We start from the raw sequence: 15,466 nt of genomic DNA, 5'->3' as shown, positions 1-15,466 counted from the left end.
CACAGACATGGCCAAGACATTAGCACTACCCAAAGCGCAACTGGTCAAGCAAGCGCTGACCCAGATGCAAAACACCCTGGCGGATAATACGTGGACTGACCGGCAAAAGCTGGCGTTGACCTGCCGGATCCTGTTCGAAAGCGGGCATGACTCCGGTCTGGCCGGACAGATCACCGCTCGCGGCCCGCAACCGGGGACCTATTACACTCAACAACTGGGCCTGGGTTTCGATGAAATCACCGCGAGCAATCTGCTGCTGGTCAACGAAGATCTGGAAGTGCTCGAAGGCCACGGCATGGCCAACCCGGCCAACCGTTTCCACAGCTGGGTCTACCGCGCCCGGCCAGACGTGAACTGCATCATCCACACCCATCCGACGCACATTGCCGCACTGTCGATGCTGGAAGTGCCGCTGCAGATTTCCCACATGGACCTGTGCCCGTTGTACGAGGACTGTGCGTTTCTCGAAGGCTGGCCGGGCGTGCCGGTGGGTAACGAAGAGGGCGAACTGATTGCCGGTGCACTGGGCGACAAGCGTGCGATTCTGCTGTCGCACCACGGCCAGCTGTCGACCGGCAATACGATCGAAGAAGCGTGTGTCATCGCCCAACTGATCGAGCGCGCCGCCAAACTTCAGTTGCTGGCAATGGCCGCTGGCACGATCAAGCCGATCATCCCGCAACTGGGGCGCGAGGCCCATGACTGGGTGTCGAAACCCAAACGCCACGCCGCCGCTTTCAACTACTACGCCCGGCAGAACCTGCGCCAACACGCCGATTGCCTGAACTGATATCAGCTTTTTCCGGAGACTCAACATGTCCAACATTCACGGCATCATCGGCTACACCATCACCCCGTTCGGCGCCAACGGCGAAGGTCTGGATCTACCGGCCCTCGGCCAATCGATCGATCGTCTGATCGACAGCGGCGTCCACGCCATCGCCCCGCTCGGCAGCACCGGAGAAGGCGCCTACCTGAGCGACGCCGAGTGGGATCAGGTCGCCGAGTTCAGCATCAAACACGTGGCCAAACGGGTGCCAACCATTGTCAGCGTGTCCGACCTGACCACCGCCAAAGCCGTGCGCCGCGCGCGCTTCGCCGAAGCCCACGGCGGCGATGTGGTGATGGTACTGCCGGCCTCGTACTGGAAGCTCAGCGAGGCGGAAATCCTCGCTCATTACCGCGCCATCGGCGACAGCATCGGCGTGCCGATCATGCTCTACAACAACCCGGCCACCAGCGGCACCGACATGTCGGTCGAGCTGATTCTGCGCATCGTCAATAGCGTGGAAAACGTGACCATGGTCAAGGAGAGCACCGGCGACATTCAGCGCATGCACAAACTGCAATTGCTCGGTGAAGGCCAGGTGCCGTTCTACAACGGCTGCAATCCGCTGGCGCTGGAAGCGTTTGCCGCCGGGGCCAAGGGCTGGTGCACCGCCGCGCCGAACCTGATCCCGCAACTGAATCTGGATCTGTACGCAGCCACTCTGGCCGGCGATCTGCAGCGGGCACGTGAGTTGTTCTACCGCCAGTTGCCCCTGCTGGATTTCATCCTCAAGGGCGGCTTGCCGGCGACGATCAAGGCCGGGCTACGCGAGACGGGACTGGAGGTTGGGGATCCGCGGTTGCCGGTGTTTCCGCTGAGTGACACCGGCAGACATCACCTCACCGCGCTGCTCAACGTTTTGCGCTGACGAAAAAAATCCCGCTCGGAACACTCCGGCGGGATTTTTTCTGCCTGTCGGTCAAAGACTGGCGGCGCGCTTCATCGCTTCACGGTGGAAGGGCTGATCCTTCAGGACCTGCGCAATGAACGTGTCAGTGATCAAGCGCACATGTTCGAACTGCCCGCCCGAGGCGTTGAAGGCCCCCCGCCAGGACTCCGTGTGATTGTGCACGGTATAGACACCCAGTATCTCCTTACCATGGCTGAGACTGAACACCACCGTACTGTCGAAGCTCACCGGTACTGGCACCAGGAACAGCGTGAAGGCACTCAGGAACAACTGAGGCTGAAGCGCACCGACATCGCTGTTGGCGACTACCAGGACGTTGTAGCCCTCCTCGCTTCGACCGGCGCGAACTTCGTCGAAAGTGCCGCGCCGGCGCAGTTCGTCCCGTAACATCCAGCTCGGCAGACCGAGCACATTCACGTTGATCGCCGGCAGTTGCTGGCTGTAATTGGCGTCGGGGGCCTTGAGGCTGTGAGTCGCCTGACAGCCACCCAGCAACATGAGCAATCCCAGAAACAGTAGCTTGTTGATGCGCATTAGAGTTTTCCTGACAGCATGGCTTTATAGACAGAGGCGCTGGGGCCGTTTTCTTCGCGAATGAACGGCGTGGCGCTGTCCAGATTCGGCATGTCCAGACGCTGCAATCCCGGTACTTGCGGGTATTTGGCACGAACCAGCGCCGCATCACGTTCAAGATGATCGCTGTGCAGGAACAGGCATGACAGCTGGAGACCGATCAGGCACCCGGCACGAAAATCGCCGATGTAATAAGCCTTGCCCGCCTCGAGCTGCATGCCGATCGTGAAGTCTTCGCGGCTCCACGTCACCGATTGTCCATGATCGAAACGCACGTTGTAGATCTCATAACGGCCGGGTTTGAGCGGCATGACGAACAACGTGCCGATGCCGTGATCGGTCTCACGTACATCTCGCTCGGTTCGGGCGTAAAACTCGTTGTGCAGGCGTGCAGTGGCGAAATCATCGCTTCCACGCTTACGGATCATCAGCATTTGTTCCTTCGCTGAAAACCTCGTCTTGGACCAGATGCCGACCACACCTACCACATAAGCCACGCCGGAATCGGCGGTTGGCTTGAGTTCATCGTCAATGTGGGTGGGTGACATGCTGTAGCAACCGCTCAGGCCGAGCAGCGCCGTCAGAACAGCGAAAAAGCGAATCTTCAAAGAAAAACTCTCGCGTAAACATTGAAAAACACACGAAAGAGTATTGAACGCCGCCCCTTCCATGGATTGGTCGCGAAGGATAAGCGATGTAGTGGCACATAGCCAGAATTCAGTCGCCATTGTTTTGGCGACTGAGTCGTCGAGTTATTTCAAAGCACCGGCAAGGTCTTGTCCTTGATCACTTTGCTCGGCCCGTTGGCCTTCACGCTGGCGATGCCTTTGGCACACGCGGCGTCCGTGGAGTACGACTCGCTGCTGCCGATGATCTGATGGTTGGCGGCTTTGAGGTTGAAGTATGGGTGGCCATCCTTCGTCGATTTCTTCTCGTAGCGTTCATCCAGCGGGCTGTTGGTCTGCACCGAAGCAATGCCGTTGTCGACTGCCGCGCGAGTGGTGTAGAGCTCGCTGGCGAGAATGGTTTCAGCGTTGGCGGCCTTCAGCACAAACCTGAACTGGCCGTTGCTGCTTTTGCTCACTTCGTACCATCCGGACATGCTCGATTCTCCTTGGCGGTTGAGAGGTTTCGCGCCAGTGAGTAAAGACCAGCCCAGGATTTCTGTCGCCTGTGACGGCCTCTTCGCGAGCAAGCCCGCTCCCACATTGGTTACCGAGTGCTCACCTGTTTTTGTGATCACTGGAGATCCACTGTGGGAGCGGGCTTGCTCGCGAAGGGGTCGACCCGCAGTGGGCTATTTCACAACTGCTCGCACCACCGACAACTGCGGCTCCGTCACCCGCCGCTGACTCAGATACCGCGTACAGCTCACCCGCAGGAACGAGGCAAAATTCACCACCTCCCCGCGATAATCCATCACTTCTTCATACAGCTTGGCGATCAACTGGTTAGTGGTCATGCCATCGACTTCGGCGATTTCGCTGAGGATGTCCCAGAACTGGTTTTCCAGGCGCAATGTCGTCACCACGCCGCAGATGCGCAGCGAGCGCGAGCGGGATTCGTAGAGAATCGGGTCGGCCTTGACGTAGAGCTCGCACATCGGCGCATCCTCGTTACAGGGTGATTTTGGTGCCAAGCAGGCGGAGGAATCCGGACAGCCAGTTCGGATGCGCCGGCCATGCCGGAGCAGTCGCCAGATTGCCCTGAACGTGGCCGTCGGTCACCGGGATATCGATGAACGTGCCACCGGCCAGGCGTACTTCCGGCGCACAGGCCGGATAGGCGCTGCATTCGCGACCTTCCAGAACGCCCGCCGCCGCGAGCAACTGTGCGCCGTGGCACACAGCGGCAATCGGCTTGCCAGCCTTGTCGAATGCTCTTACCAGCGCCAGCACCTTTTCATTCAGGCGCAGGTATTCCGGCGCACGACCGCCGGGAATCAGCAGCGCGTCGTAATCGGCCTCGGCGACCTTGGCAAAGTCGAAGTTGAGGGCGAACAGGTGACCCGGTTTTTCACTGTAGGTCTGGTCGCCTTCGAAGTCATGGATTGCGGTGCGCACGGTGCTACCGGATGGCTTGTCCGGGCACACGGCGTGCACGGTGTGACCGACCATTTGCAGGGCCTGGAACGGCACCATCACTTCGTAGTCTTCGACGTAATCGCCGACCAGCATCAGGATTTTTTTCGCGGCCATGGGGAGGACTCCTCTGGGAAAGGGCTTGCAGGAGTATTCAAGGTAGACCTTATCCGTTCGGGCGGGTAACAACCGGCTACTACGCCTCCCCGCCTTTGTGGCGAGGGAGCTTGCTCCCGCTGGGGCGCGAAGCGTCCCCTCGCTTTCCGTGAGTAAAGAATGCATTCAGGTTTGGCGCCTGCTGCGCAGGCGAGCGGGAGCAAGCTCCCTCGCCACAGGACTTATTCCAACTGTATGGATAACTCTGTGTCTAGCTGTAACAGCCCGACCCGCCCGGTTTATGGCTAGATGAAGCCACCTCCCTGTCACCTTCAATTCTGGTCACTCACATGTCCTCGCGCGAAAACACCGGCATGGCCCTCGGCCTGCTCGGGGTTGTGATTTTCAGCCTGACCCTGCCCTTCACCCGGATCGTGGTGCAGGAACTGCATCCGCTGCTCAACGGCCTCGGCCGGGCGCTGTTCGCGGCGATTCCGGCGGCGGCGCTGTTGTTATGGCGGCGCGAGAAGTGGCCGAGCTGGCAGCAGATCAAAGGCCTGAGCCTGGTGATCGCCGGGGTGATTCTCGGCTTTCCGGTGCTGTCGGCGTGGGCCATGCAAACCTTGCCGGCGTCCCATGGCGCACTGGTCAACGGTTTGCAGCCGCTGTGTGTGGCGCTGTATGCGGCGTGGTTATCACACGAGCGTCCGTCAAAAGCCTTCTGGGCCTGCGCCGCGCTCGGTAGTGCGCTGGTGCTCGGTTATGCGCTTTACACCGGTGCCGGCAGCATTCAGGCCGGTGACTTGCTGATGCTCGGCGCGATTGCCGTGGGCGGTCTGGGGTATGCCGAGGGTGGTCGGCTGGCCAAGGAGATGGGCGGCTGGCAGGTGATCTGCTGGGCGCTGGTGCTGTCGACGCCGCTGCTGATCGGGCCAGTGTTGTATCTGGCGCTGCAGCATCAGGGCGCGGTGTCGGCCAAGACCTGGTGGGCCTTCGGCTACGTGGCGCTGTTTTCGCAGTTTCTCGGCTTCTTCGCCTGGTACGCCGGGTTGGCGATGGGCGGAATCGCGCGGGTCAGTCAGATCCAGTTGCTGCAGATCTTCTTCACCATCGCGTTTTCGGCGCTGTTCTTTGGCGAACATGTCGAGCCGATCACCTGGGTGTTTGCCTGCGGGGTCATCGCAACGGTGATGCTCGGGCGCAAGACCGCCGTGCAATCCAATGTGGGAGCGGGCTTGCTCGCGAAAGCAGTCTCTCAATCGCCGGCAATGGTGACTGACTCAACGCCTTCGCGAGCAAGCCCGCTCCCACAGGATCAGAGGTAGCCGTCCGCGCGCAGCAGGGTTTCCAGGCAGTGCTCGCTGATGTTGTAGAACGCCTTCAACTCGGCAATCTTCACCAGCAATTGAGCCGGGTCCACCGGCTCGGCGCGTTTCACCGCGAGAATCATCTTGTTCTTGTTGGTGTGTTCCAGCGAGATGAACTCGAACACTTTGGTCTCGTAGCCGCAGGCCTCGAGGAACAGTGCACGCAGGCTGTCGGTGACCATCTCCGCCTGTTGCCCCAGGTGCAGACCGTATTGCAGCATCGGTTTGAGCAGCGCCGGGCTCTGGATCTGCAGGCGAATCTGTTTGTGGCAGCACGGCGAGCACATGATGATCGACGCGCCGGAACGGATACCGGTGTGGATCGCGTAGTCGGTGGCGATGTCGCAGGCATGCAGGGCGATCATCACGTCCAGTTCGCTCGGCGCCACGCTGCGCACGTCACCGCACTTGAACACCAGCCCCGGGTGCTCCAGTTTCGCCGCGGCGGCGTTGCACAGGTTGACCATCTCTTCACGCAGCTCGACGCCAGTGACTTCGCCTTCGGCCTTGAGCGTGTTGCGCAGGTAATCGTGAATCGCGAACGTCAGGTAGCCCTTGCCCGAACCGAAATCCGCCACCCGCACCGGTTTGTCCAGCGCCAGCGGTGACGAGGTCAGGGCGTGGCTGAAGACTTCGATGAACTTGTTGATCTGCTTCCACTTGCGCGACATCGCCGGGATCAGCTCGTGCTGCGCGTTGGTCACGCCCAGGTCCTTGAGGAACGGTCGGCTCAGGTCCAGAAAGCGATTTTTCTCGCGGTTGTGCTCGGCGGACGGCGCCTCGCGCAATTGCTGAGGTTTGCTCTTGAACAGCGAAGGCTTGCCCTTTTTGCTGTATTCGAGCTGGGCCTCGTCGGTCACGGTCAGCAAATGCGCATTCTTGAACGCCGCCGGCAACAGCTCGGCAATCACCGCCACGCCTTCACTCAGCGGTAGGTTCTTGGTGATGTCGCGGGTCTTGTAGCGATAGACAAACGACAGGTTTGGCTGCGCCTTGACCGTCACCGCTTTGATGATGATCCGCTGCAGATCTGCCTCTTCACCCACGTACTTGGCCAGCACCAGTTTGATGAAGCCGCTGTGTTCAAGGCTGGTTTGCAGCAGCTCGATGAACTGGGCGTGATGATCGGGCGCAGACGGCGCGGATTGGGCGGTAACGGACATGGACAAGCGGCCTCGGGCGGGGCGAAACGGGAATGGCGGGTATTTTAGGGGGGATGGGGGTTGGGGACACGTTCTTATTTACCCAACGGCTTTAAAAGGGCCCTCACCCTAACCCTCTCCCGGAGGGAGAGGGGACTGATTGGGGGATATTGAAGAGGTTCACCGACTTGAAAGAGTGCCTTTGAATCCATAATCGGCTCGGTTTCTCAGGCCGATGCCGAGCGCAAGACATCTCGGTCGGCTCCCTCTCCCTCCGGGAGAGGGCTGGGGTGAGGGGCTTCTAGGCCAGCACCACCAACCGATTGGGCAATTCATTGCGTACCTGCGTCACTGGCACATGCACCTTGAGCAGTTCACCGCAGGCCTCGATGCAGGTCACGAACCCCTCAAGCGTGCGCCCCTGCCGCACTTGCTCGGTGAACGCGGCGACAATCGCGTCCCAGCTCTTGTTGTCCAGCCGCCGGGAAATCCCCTCGTCCACCAGAATCTCCACGTAGCGTTCTGCCTCGCAGACAAAGATCAGCATGCCGGTGCTGCCGACGGTGTGGTGCAGGTTCTGTTCGAGGAACTGGCGCCGCGCCAGGTTCGATGCACGCCAGTGGCGCACACGGCGCGGGATCAGATGGGTGGTGACTTGCGGCAGACGAAACAGCAGGCACAGGACAATGAACAGCCCCCACTGCACCAGCAACAGGCTGTGCATGGTCAGCCAGCCGGTCAGGTAATGGACGATGCCCGGCACCAGCAGCGCCAACAGGCTGGCCCACAGCAACGGGATGTACGCGTAGTCATCGGCGCGGGCCGCCAGCACGGTCACCAGTTCGGCGTCGGTGTCGCGCTCGACCCGGGCAATCGCCTCGGCGACTTTACGTTGTTCGTGTTCGCTCAGTAATGCCATGTCGAAAAGTGCCTGATCATTATTGTTGTGTGTTCACCAGCCGCCGGACGAACCACCGCCGCCGAAACTGCCCCCGCCGCCGCTGAAGCCCCCGCCTCCACCGCCGCCAAATCCACCACCGCCGAAACCGCCCCCGCCTCCGGAGCCGCCACGGCCGGCGGGAAGGATACCGAGCATCTGGCAGACAAACACGGTCAGGATGAACAACACCACCAGAAAAACAAACAACAGCGGGTGGCGCGAGACAAAATCGCTTTGCGGATCGCCGCTCGACTCGTACACCGTCGAGGGCTCGTCCAGCGGGTTGCCGCCCAGCACCACCAGCATCGCCGCCACGCCGTCACTGATGCCCTTGCTGAAATTGCCGGACTTGAACGCCGGGGTGATCACTTGATGAATGATCACCGAGGTCTGCGCATCGGTCAGCCGATCTTCCAACCCGTAACCGACTTCGATGCGCAGCTTGCGCTCATCACGGGCGACGATCAGCAGCGCGCCGTTGTTCTTGTCTTTCTGGCCGATGCCCCAGTGCCGGCCCAGTTGCACGCCGTAATCCTCGATGGTGGTGCCCTGCAGATCAGGCACCGTGACCACCACCAGTTGCTCGCCGGTAGCTTGCTCGTGAGCCTGCAATTGCTGACTCAACTGGGCGCGCACCGAGGGCTCGATCATCTGCGCCTCGTCCACCACCCGCCCGCTCAGCGCCGGGAACGTCAACTCGGCCCGGGCGCTGACGGCGAACAGCCAGAGCATCAGCACCAGGCCTATCTTCAACACACGCATGGGCAACCTCGAATCAGAACTTCACTTCCGGGGCCTTTTCCGCACCGGGGGTGGTGGCTTCGAAGGTTTCGCGAATCGGCAGATCGCTGTACATCACGCTGTGCCAGAGGCGTCCGGGAAATGTGCGGATCTCGGTGTTGTACTTCTGCACCGCCAGAATGAAATCGCGCCGCGCCACGGCGATCCGGTTTTCCGTGCCTTCGAGCTGCGATTGCAGGGCGAGGAAGTTCTGGTTGGCCTTGAGGTCCGGGTAGCGCTCGGAGACCACCATCAATCGGCTGAGCGCACCGCTCAACTGATCCTGGGCCTGCTGGAACTGCTTGAGCTTTTCCGGGTTGTCGAGGGTGCTGGCATCGACCTGGATCGAAGTTGCCTTGGCCCGCGCCTCGACCACTGCAGTCAGGGTTGCTTCTTCATGCTTGGCATAGCCTCTGACGGTTTCCACCAGATTGGGAATCAGGTCGGCACGGCGCTGGTACTGGTTCTGTACCTGGCCCCAGGCTGCCTTGGCCTGTTCGTCCAGCGTCGGAATATTGTTGATGCCGCACGCGGTCAGCAGCGTAGCCATCACTAACAACGTGGCCACTTGCAAACGCGAACGGTAGGTTGGACTTACATTCATCAGACTGATGCTCCCTGGCGTATTCGTGAAAAGACCGACTGTGAAACCTTCTGCATCGGCGGTTGGGGCATAATCGGCGGCGCCACTGGATTGCAACGGGCCGATGGGCTAAAAAGAGGCCCTGCGCAAACGCTGCCGAAGGTCGGTGGGCGTTTTTGGCTCGGTCATTTTGAGCCTGCACCCGAACAACAATAGTCGCTCCCTAACTTTTGGCTGGCCGGCATTGCATTGCCGCTTGGGCCCTTGAGAAAAATATTCATGAAGAAGCTGTGTTTGCTGGGCCTGTTCGTCAGCCTGGCCAGTCATCAAGTATTGGCCGCCACGACCCCGGTACCCCTGGAAAACAAGGACGCGTTCATCAGCAATCTGATGAAACAAATGACCCTCGATGAAAAGATCGGCCAGTTGCGCCTGATCAGCATCGGCCCGGAAATGCCCCGCGAACTGATCCGCAAAGAGATCGCCGCCGGCAATATCGGCGGTACGTTCAACTCGATCACCCGCCCGGAAAACCGTCCGATGCAGGACGCGGCGATGCGCAGTCGCCTGAAGATTCCGATGTTTTTTGCGTACGACGTGATCCACGGTCACCGTACGATTTTCCCGATTCCGCTGGCCCTGGCATCGAGCTGGGACATGGACGCCATCGGTCGGTCCGGGCGCGTTGCCGCCAAAGAGGCTGCATCTGACAGCCTCGACATCACCTTCGCGCCGATGGTCGACATCTCCCGCGATCCGCGCTGGGGCCGCAGCTCCGAAGGCTTCGGTGAAGACACCTACCTGACCTCGCGCATCGCCAAAGTGATGGTCAAGGCCTACCAGGGCGACACGCCGAGCGCGGCCGACAGCATCATGGCCAGCGTCAAGCACTTCGCCCTGTATGGCGCGGTCGAGGGCGGTCGCGACTACAACGTCGTCGACATGAGCCCGGTGAAGATGTACCAGGACTATCTGCCACCGTACCGCGCGGCGATCGACGCCGGTGCCGGCGGGGTGATGGTGGCGTTGAACTCGATCAACGGCATCCCGGCCACCGCCAATACCTGGCTGATGAACGATCTGCTGCGCAAGGACTGGGGCTTCAAGGGCCTGGCCGTCAGCGACCACGGGGCGATCTTCGAGCTGATCAAGCACGGCGTGGCCGCCGATGGTCGCGAAGCGGCGAAGCTGGCGATCAAGGCCGGCATCGACATGAGCATGAACGACACCCTGTACGGCAAAGAACTGCCGGGGCTGCTCAAGTCCGGCGAGATCGAACAGAAGGACATCGATAACGCGGTGCGCGAAGTGCTCGCCGCCAAGTACGACATGGGCCTGTTCAAGGACCCGTACCTGCGTATCGGCAAGGCCGAGGATGATCCGGCGGACACCTACGCCGACAGTCGTCTGCACCGCGCCGACGCGCGTGACATCGCGCGTCGCAGCCTGGTGCTGCTGAAGAACCAGAACGACACCCTGCCGCTGAAGAAAACCGCGAAAGTCGCACTGGTCGGCCCGCTGGCCAAGGCGCCGATCGACATGATGGGCAGCTGGGCCGCTGCGGGTAAGCCGGCGCAATCGGTCACGCTGTTCGACGGCATGAGCTCGGTGATTGGCGACAAGGCCAACCTGATCTACGCCCGTGGCGCGAACATCACCAGCGACAAGAAAGTGCTGGATTACCTGAACTTCCTCAACTTCGACGCCCCGGAAGTGGTCGATGACCCGCGCCCGGCCAACGTGTTGATCGACGAGGCGGTGAAAGCGGCCAAGGACGCTGACGTGATCGTCGCCGCCGTTGGTGAGTCCCGTGGCATGTCCCACGAATCCTCGAGCCGCACCGACCTGAACATCCCGGAAAATCAGCGCGAGCTGATCCGCGCCCTCAAGGCCACCGGCAAGCCGCTGGTACTGGTGCTGATGAACGGCCGTCCGCTGACCATTCTCGAAGAGAACCAGTCGGCCGATGCGATTCTGGAAACCTGGTTCAGCGGCACCGAGGGCGGCAACGCCATCGCTGATGTGCTGTTCGGCGACTACAACCCGTCGGGCAAACTGCCGGTGACCTTCCCGCGTTCGGTGGGCCAGATCCCGACCTACTACAACCACCTGAGCATTGGCCGGCCGTTCACACCGGGCAAACCGGGCAACTACACCTCGCAGTATTTCGATGACATCACCGGGCCGCTGTTCCCGTTCGGTTACGGCTTGAGCTACACCCAATTCGCCCTGAGCGACATGGCGCTGTCCTCGACCACCCTGAACAAGACCGGCAAGCTCGACGCCAGTGTCACCTTGAAAAACACCGGTCAGCGCGACGGCGAAACCGTGGTGCAGCTGTACATTCAGGACGTCACCGGCTCGATCATCCGCCCGGTGAAAGAACTGAAGAACTTCCAGAAAATCATGCTCAAGGCCGGCGAACAGAAAGTCGTGCACTTCACCATCACCGAGGATGACCTGAAGTTCTACAACGCCCAGCTCAAGTACGCGGCCGAGCCAGGCAAGTTCAACGTGCAGATCGGCCTGGATTCGCAGGATGTGACGCAGCAGAGCTTTGAGTTGCTGTAATTTTTCAGGCAACACATAAACCCTGTGGGAGGGGGCTTGCTCCCGAAGGCGGTGTATCAGCTACCTATATGCTGAATGACGCTCCGCCTTCGGGAGCAAGCCCCCTCCCACATTAGATTTCCGTAATTTTCGAAATTGGCGTTATCCACGCCGATCGAGAATGTTGACCACCACCCGATCCACCCAGCCCCAGATCCTCTGCTTAACCCGCCGCCACAACGGCCGGCGCTGCCACTCCTCCAGACTGACCTGCTGGCTCAGACCGAAATCCTTCTCGAAACTCTGCACCACCGCTGCCGTCAACGACGGGTCCAGCGCCTCCAGATTCGCCTCCAGATTGAAGCGCAGGTTCCAGTGATCGAAGTTGCACGATCCGATACTCACCCACTCGTCCACCAACACCATTTTCAGATGCAGGAAGCACGGCTGGTATTCGAAGATCTGCACCCCGGCCTTGAGCAGGCGCGGGTAGTAGCGATGGCCGGCGTAACGCACCGACGGGTGATCGGTGCGCGGCCCGGTCAGCAGTAACCGGACGTCGACACCGCGAGCAGCAGCCTTGCGCAGCGAACGGCGAATGTTCCAGGTCGGCAGGAAATACGGGGTGGCCATCCAGATGCGTTTTTGCCCACTGTTCAGAGCACGAAACAGCGACTGCAGAATGTCGCGATGCTGGCGCGCGTCGGCGTAGGCCACACGGCCCATGCCCTCGCCCATGTCCGGCACCTTGGGCAAGCGTGGCAGGCCGACATGGGCCGACGGTTTCCAGGCCCGGCGATGGCGGTTGGCGATCCATTGGCGGTCGAACAATATCTGCCAGTCGAGCACCAGCGGGCCGCTGATTTCCACCATCACTTCGTGCCATTCGCTGCTGTCCTGCTCCGGCGTCCAGAATTCATCGGTCGCACCGGTGCCGCCGACGAACGCCAGACGCTGGTCGACCAGCAGCAGTTTGCGGTGATCGCGATAGAAGTTGCCGACCCAGCGCCGCCAGCTCAGGCGATTGTAGAACCGCAACTCGACCCCGGCCTGAATCAGGCGCTGACGCAGGTGCAGGGTAAACGCGAGGCTGCCGTAGTCATCGAACAGGCAGCGCACCCGCACACCGCGCTCGGCGGCCTGCACCAGCGCCTGCACCACGGCTTCGGCACAGGCGCCCGCCTCGACCAGATACAACTCCAGCTCGACCTGTTCCTCGGCGCGGGCAATCTCCACCAGCATGCGCGGGAAGAATTGCGGGCCGTCGATCAACAGCTCGAAGCGGTTGCCGTCACGCCACGGGAACACCGCGCCGCGCATGTCAGCGCGCCGTGAAAATCAGCACCGCACCCACCGGCACCGACAGACTGATGGCCGAAAGACCGGCCAGGTTGCGCAGAGTTTCCAAACCCGGCACCAGGTCGAAATCCTCGGCGTTGATCACCAGCGGCTCCAGCGTCACCACTTGAAAACGTCGGTCATCGAGACGGGTGGCCAGCAACTCCGCCGGGTATTCATGTTGCTTGCCGTGCAGGTTGACGGTCAGCGGCAAGCGTAATTCCAGCTGCGCACCGGGGGCCAGATCGTTGATCGGGCGCAGGTCGATCCGGGTGCTGATGGTCGCTTCGGGAAATTGCTCGATCTGGAACAGCTCCTTGCGCATGCGCTCGTCGCGCAGCGGGATGCCACTGTTGATCGACTCCAGTTCGACTTCAACCTCGGCCCGACCGCTGGGGTCGACCTTGCCGTGCAACACCAGAAAGCGCTGCACTTCGGAAATGTGGGCGTTTTTCGTGCTGACAAACGATAGCCGCGACGACTCGCCATCCAGATACCAGTTGGCCTGCGCCGGCAGCGCGGCGGCGGCCAGCAGCAGACTGGCGAAGGCTTTATAGAGGGAGCGGTTGAACATTGAATACTCGTGGGGGCGATAAACCTGCACGAACCTTAACCGCCCACGCCGTTATTGCAAACTGATCACCGCAAATCCATCGATTGGTGAAAATCCCTGTGGGAGCGGGCTTGCTCGCGAAGGCGGTGAATCAGTCAACACAAATGCTGAATGGCACACCGTATTCGCGAGCAAGCCCGCTCCCACAGGGTTGTTCATTGACTGAAGGATCGAGGATTTCAGGGATTGAGGCGGCAGCCCTGCCGTTCGCTCAACCACTGCGCACGGTTGCTGCGGCCCATGCCGCTGACGGTGATGGTTTTGCTCGCGCTGTCATCGGTAAAGCGGCTGGTCGGCAGCCACTGTTTCACATAGCCGCGGCAATATTCGGCGTCGTTGTTCATCACATAACGACACGAACAATATTCCTTGGCGGTGTACGCGCTGATGATATCGGGGAAGGCCCACAGGTTGTCCCGCTCGAGCCAGATCCAGCAGAGGAGCACGATCAGCACCAGCAGCAGCGCCCGTTTCAACAGCTTCATGGCTGCACCGACTTGAGCACGCGCCTGAGCAGTTCGTTGTGGCGATAGCTGCCGTCGCGATCATCGGCGTAACGCACGATCACCAGTTTCTCGCTGGGGATCACATACAGTGCCTGCCCCCAATGCCCAAGGGCGGCGAAGGTGTCGGGCGGCGCGTCGGGCCACGGCGCGGCGGCAGCATCCACCGGGCGATTGAGCCACCATTGGCCGCCGGGCACCGCTTCGTCCTGATGCGCCTTGTAGCCGGCGAAGGGAGTGCGGTTGAAGGCGACCCAATCCTGGGGCAGCAATTGCCGGTCACCCCAACGTCCATCGCGCTGCATCAACAGGCCAACCCGCGCCAGATCCCGCGCCGTGAGATACGCGTAAGAAGAGGCGACAAACGTGCCGCCGGCATCGGTTTCCCACACGGCATGGCGGATGCCCAGCGGCTCGAACAGCGCCGACCACGGATAGTCGGGATAACGCTGGGGGCCAACCATGGCTTTCAACGCAGCGGCCAACAGATTGCTGTCGCCACTGGAGTAACGGAACGCCTGCCCCGGCGGCGCGTAGGCGTCGTGATCGGCGGTGAACCCTGGCATGTCGCGGTGCCCACGGGTGTAGAGCATCGCTACCACCGAGGATTTCAGCGGCGCGTACTCGTAGTCTTCCTGCCAGTCCAGCCCGGAAGCCCAATGCAGCAGATCCGCCACGCTGATCGCCGGGTGTTTTTCCAGCGCCGGATAAAACGTCGAGACCGGATCATCCAGTTTGAACAGCCCTTCGCCATACGCCACGCCAAGCACCGTGGCCATCAGGCTTTTGCTGATCGACCAGGTCAGGTGCGGGGTCTCGGCACGGGTCGGGCCGGCGTAGCGTTCGTAGATCAACTGACCGTCGCGGATGATCAGCAAGGCGTCGGTGCGGATGCCTTGGCGGGTGGTGTCGTCGCGAGGCGGGAAGGCGTAAGTTTCCAATGCCTCGACCGCTGCGCCGCTGATTTTTGCGCCAGTCGGCCATTGTTCATCGGGCCATTGCCCGGCCTGAACCGTGAAGCTGATCAGCAGCAGAAACAGGGACAGACCTTTGTACATGGTGAGGGCTCTGGGGGAGAACCTGCTGAGGGTAGTCGGGGTTTATGACAGGGGTGTGGTGATTTTGCGGCCGCTTTCGCGAGCAAGCCCGCTCCCACAATTT

General features: G+C 61.1%; 17 protein-coding genes and 1 pseudogene. 5 read left to right on the top strand and 13 right to left on the bottom strand.

Annotated elements, in window-relative coordinates; genetic code table 11:
• Positions 1–7: 7 nt before the first annotated feature.
• Together V9L13_RS27430 and V9L13_RS27425 are read left to right on the top strand one after the other, a co-directional pair.
• Positions 8–790, top strand: a complete 783-nt coding sequence (locus V9L13_RS27430) for an aldolase (protein ID WP_338801017.1) — start codon at positions 8–10, stop codon at positions 788–790.
• Positions 791–815: 25 nt separating this feature from the next.
• Positions 816–1,697 (top strand): dihydrodipicolinate synthase family protein, encoded by an 882-nt coding sequence (locus tag V9L13_RS27425; RefSeq protein WP_338801016.1) that lies wholly within the window; start codon positions 816–818, stop codon positions 1,695–1,697.
• Positions 1,698–1,748: 51 nt separating this feature from the next.
• Here V9L13_RS27425 and V9L13_RS27420 read toward each other — a convergent pair whose 3' ends face one another.
• The 5 genes from V9L13_RS27420 to V9L13_RS27400 form a co-directional block, all read right to left on the bottom strand.
• Complete coding sequence (locus V9L13_RS27420) at positions 1,749–2,273, bottom strand: hypothetical protein (RefSeq protein ID WP_338801015.1); 525 nt, start codon at positions 2,271–2,273, stop codon at positions 1,749–1,751.
• Positions 2,273–2,860: a hypothetical protein gene (locus V9L13_RS27415; protein WP_338802909.1), complete on the bottom strand. Its 588-nt coding sequence runs from the start codon at positions 2,858–2,860 to the stop codon at positions 2,273–2,275. The genes V9L13_RS27420 and V9L13_RS27415 overlap by 1 nt, the downstream gene beginning before the upstream one ends.
• Before the next feature lie 209 nt (positions 2,861–3,069).
• Positions 3,070–3,414, bottom strand: coding sequence for a YegP family protein (locus V9L13_RS27410; RefSeq protein WP_338801014.1), 345 nt, complete (start codon positions 3,412–3,414; stop codon positions 3,070–3,072).
• A 195-nt stretch (positions 3,415–3,609) separates the two neighbouring features.
• Positions 3,610–3,915, bottom strand: coding sequence for a ribbon-helix-helix domain-containing protein (locus V9L13_RS27405; RefSeq protein WP_003222468.1), 306 nt, complete (start codon positions 3,913–3,915; stop codon positions 3,610–3,612).
• 13 nt (positions 3,916–3,928) lie between these two features.
• Positions 3,929–4,510, bottom strand: a complete 582-nt coding sequence (locus tag V9L13_RS27400; RefSeq protein WP_338801013.1) for a DJ-1/PfpI family protein — start codon at positions 4,508–4,510, stop codon at positions 3,929–3,931.
• A gap of 329 nt (positions 4,511–4,839) precedes the next feature.
• On the opposite strand from V9L13_RS27400, the gene V9L13_RS27395 reads away from it, so the two are divergent.
• The gene (locus V9L13_RS27395; RefSeq protein WP_338801012.1) at positions 4,840–5,814 is read left to right on the top strand and encodes a DMT family transporter; all 975 of its coding nucleotides are present in this window, start codon (positions 4,840–4,842) and stop codon (positions 5,812–5,814) included.
• Here the strand turns inward: V9L13_RS27395 and V9L13_RS27390 are convergent.
• The 4 genes from V9L13_RS27390 to V9L13_RS27375 all read right to left on the bottom strand — a co-directional run bounded on the left by V9L13_RS27390 (position 5,805) and on the right by V9L13_RS27375 (position 9,322).
• Entirely contained in the window at positions 5,805–7,019 is a 1,215-nt protein-coding gene (locus V9L13_RS27390) for an SAM-dependent methyltransferase (protein ID WP_338801011.1), read from the bottom strand. The genes V9L13_RS27395 and V9L13_RS27390 overlap by 10 nt on opposite strands.
• 280 nt (positions 7,020–7,299) lie before the next feature.
• Complete coding sequence (locus V9L13_RS27385; RefSeq protein WP_003222459.1) at positions 7,300–7,917, bottom strand: membrane protein; 618 nt, start codon at positions 7,915–7,917, stop codon at positions 7,300–7,302.
• 33 nt (positions 7,918–7,950) lie between these two features.
• On the bottom strand, positions 7,951–8,700 hold the full coding sequence (locus V9L13_RS27380; RefSeq protein WP_338801010.1) for a TPM domain-containing protein: 750 nt from the start codon (positions 8,698–8,700) through the stop codon (positions 7,951–7,953).
• A gap of 13 nt (positions 8,701–8,713) precedes the next feature.
• Entirely contained in the window at positions 8,714–9,322 is a 609-nt protein-coding gene (locus V9L13_RS27375; RefSeq protein ID WP_226501539.1) for a LemA family protein, read from the bottom strand.
• Positions 9,323–9,580: 258 nt separating this feature from the next.
• Here V9L13_RS27375 and bglX point away from each other — a divergent pair, with 258 nt between their 5' ends.
• Positions 9,581–11,872, top strand: coding sequence for a beta-glucosidase BglX (bglX, locus tag V9L13_RS27370; RefSeq protein ID WP_338801009.1), 2,292 nt, complete (start codon positions 9,581–9,583; stop codon positions 11,870–11,872).
• Between the two features lie 141 nt (positions 11,873–12,013).
• Here the strand turns inward: bglX and V9L13_RS27365 are convergent, their stop codons facing one another.
• Positions 12,014–13,171 carry a phosphatidylserine/phosphatidylglycerophosphate/cardiolipin synthase family protein gene (locus V9L13_RS27365; protein ID WP_003222452.1) on the bottom strand — a complete coding sequence of 386 codons (1,158 nt, stop codon included), beginning with the start codon at positions 13,169–13,171 and terminating at the stop codon, positions 12,014–12,016.
• Between the two features lies 1 nt (position 13,172).
• Positions 13,173–13,763 (bottom strand): YceI family protein, encoded by a 591-nt coding sequence (locus tag V9L13_RS27360; protein WP_103485669.1) that lies wholly within the window; start codon positions 13,761–13,763, stop codon positions 13,173–13,175.
• A gap of 74 nt (positions 13,764–13,837) precedes the next feature.
• Between V9L13_RS27360 and V9L13_RS27355 the strand changes: the two are divergent.
• Positions 13,838–13,951 (top strand): annotated as a pseudogene (locus V9L13_RS27355) (metal ABC transporter ATP-binding protein); the annotation flags it as partial.
• Positions 13,952–13,981: 30 nt separating this feature from the next.
• Here the strand turns inward: V9L13_RS27355 and V9L13_RS27350 are convergent.
• Positions 13,982–14,287, bottom strand: a complete 306-nt coding sequence (locus tag V9L13_RS27350; protein ID WP_338801008.1) for an amidase — start codon at positions 14,285–14,287, stop codon at positions 13,982–13,984.
• On the bottom strand, positions 14,284–15,363 hold the full coding sequence (locus V9L13_RS27345; RefSeq protein WP_338801007.1) for a serine hydrolase: 1,080 nt from the start codon (positions 15,361–15,363) through the stop codon (positions 14,284–14,286). Before V9L13_RS27345 ends, V9L13_RS27350 begins: the two co-directional genes overlap by 4 nt.
• Positions 15,364–15,466 lie beyond the last annotated feature (103 nt).

Origin of the sequence: Pseudomonas sp. RSB 5.4, assembly GCF_037126175.1 — a bacterium.
Lineage (GTDB): Bacteria > Pseudomonadota > Gammaproteobacteria > Pseudomonadales > Pseudomonadaceae > Aquipseudomonas > Aquipseudomonas fluorescens_H.
Note: the sequence above shows the minus strand (reverse complement) of the source record. Positions and strands in the feature narration are given on the sequence as shown.

What these genes read in the sequence shown, in the direction of transcription:
- V9L13_RS27380 (WP_338801010.1), bottom strand. Translation starts at nt 8,700, where the DNA reads ATGCGTGTGTTGAAGATAGGCCTGGTGCTGATGCTCTGGCTGTTCGCC.
- V9L13_RS27415 (WP_338802909.1), bottom strand. Translation starts at nt 2,860, where the DNA reads ATGTCACCCACCCACATTGACGATGAACTCAAGCCAACCGCCGATTCC.
- V9L13_RS27395 (WP_338801012.1), top strand. Translation starts at nt 4,840, where the DNA reads ATGTCCTCGCGCGAAAACACCGGCATGGCCCTCGGCCTGCTCGGGGTT.
- bglX (WP_338801009.1), top strand. Translation starts at nt 9,581, where the DNA reads ATGAAGAAGCTGTGTTTGCTGGGCCTGTTCGTCAGCCTGGCCAGTCAT.
- V9L13_RS27405 (WP_003222468.1), bottom strand. Translation starts at nt 3,915, where the DNA reads ATGTGCGAGCTCTACGTCAAGGCCGACCCGATTCTCTACGAATCCCGC.
- V9L13_RS27385 (WP_003222459.1), bottom strand. Translation starts at nt 7,917, where the DNA reads ATGGCATTACTGAGCGAACACGAACAACGTAAAGTCGCCGAGGCGATT.
- V9L13_RS27420 (WP_338801015.1), bottom strand. Translation starts at nt 2,273, where the DNA reads ATGCGCATCAACAAGCTACTGTTTCTGGGATTGCTCATGTTGCTGGGT.
- V9L13_RS27410 (WP_338801014.1), bottom strand. Translation starts at nt 3,414, where the DNA reads ATGTCCGGATGGTACGAAGTGAGCAAAAGCAGCAACGGCCAGTTCAGG.
- V9L13_RS27425 (WP_338801016.1), top strand. Translation starts at nt 816, where the DNA reads ATGTCCAACATTCACGGCATCATCGGCTACACCATCACCCCGTTCGGC.
- V9L13_RS27430 (WP_338801017.1), top strand. Translation starts at nt 8, where the DNA reads ATGGCCAAGACATTAGCACTACCCAAAGCGCAACTGGTCAAGCAAGCG.
- V9L13_RS27350 (WP_338801008.1), bottom strand. Translation starts at nt 14,287, where the DNA reads ATGAAGCTGTTGAAACGGGCGCTGCTGCTGGTGCTGATCGTGCTCCTC.
- V9L13_RS27365 (WP_003222452.1), bottom strand. Translation starts at nt 13,171, where the DNA reads ATGCGCGGCGCGGTGTTCCCGTGGCGTGACGGCAACCGCTTCGAGCTG.
- V9L13_RS27360 (WP_103485669.1), bottom strand. Translation starts at nt 13,763, where the DNA reads ATGTTCAACCGCTCCCTCTATAAAGCCTTCGCCAGTCTGCTGCTGGCC.
- V9L13_RS27375 (WP_226501539.1), bottom strand. Translation starts at nt 9,322, where the DNA reads ATGAATGTAAGTCCAACCTACCGTTCGCGTTTGCAAGTGGCCACGTTG.
- V9L13_RS27390 (WP_338801011.1), bottom strand. Translation starts at nt 7,019, where the DNA reads ATGTCCGTTACCGCCCAATCCGCGCCGTCTGCGCCCGATCATCACGCC.
- V9L13_RS27345 (WP_338801007.1), bottom strand. Translation starts at nt 15,363, where the DNA reads ATGTACAAAGGTCTGTCCCTGTTTCTGCTGCTGATCAGCTTCACGGTT.
- V9L13_RS27400 (WP_338801013.1), bottom strand. Translation starts at nt 4,510, where the DNA reads ATGGCCGCGAAAAAAATCCTGATGCTGGTCGGCGATTACGTCGAAGAC.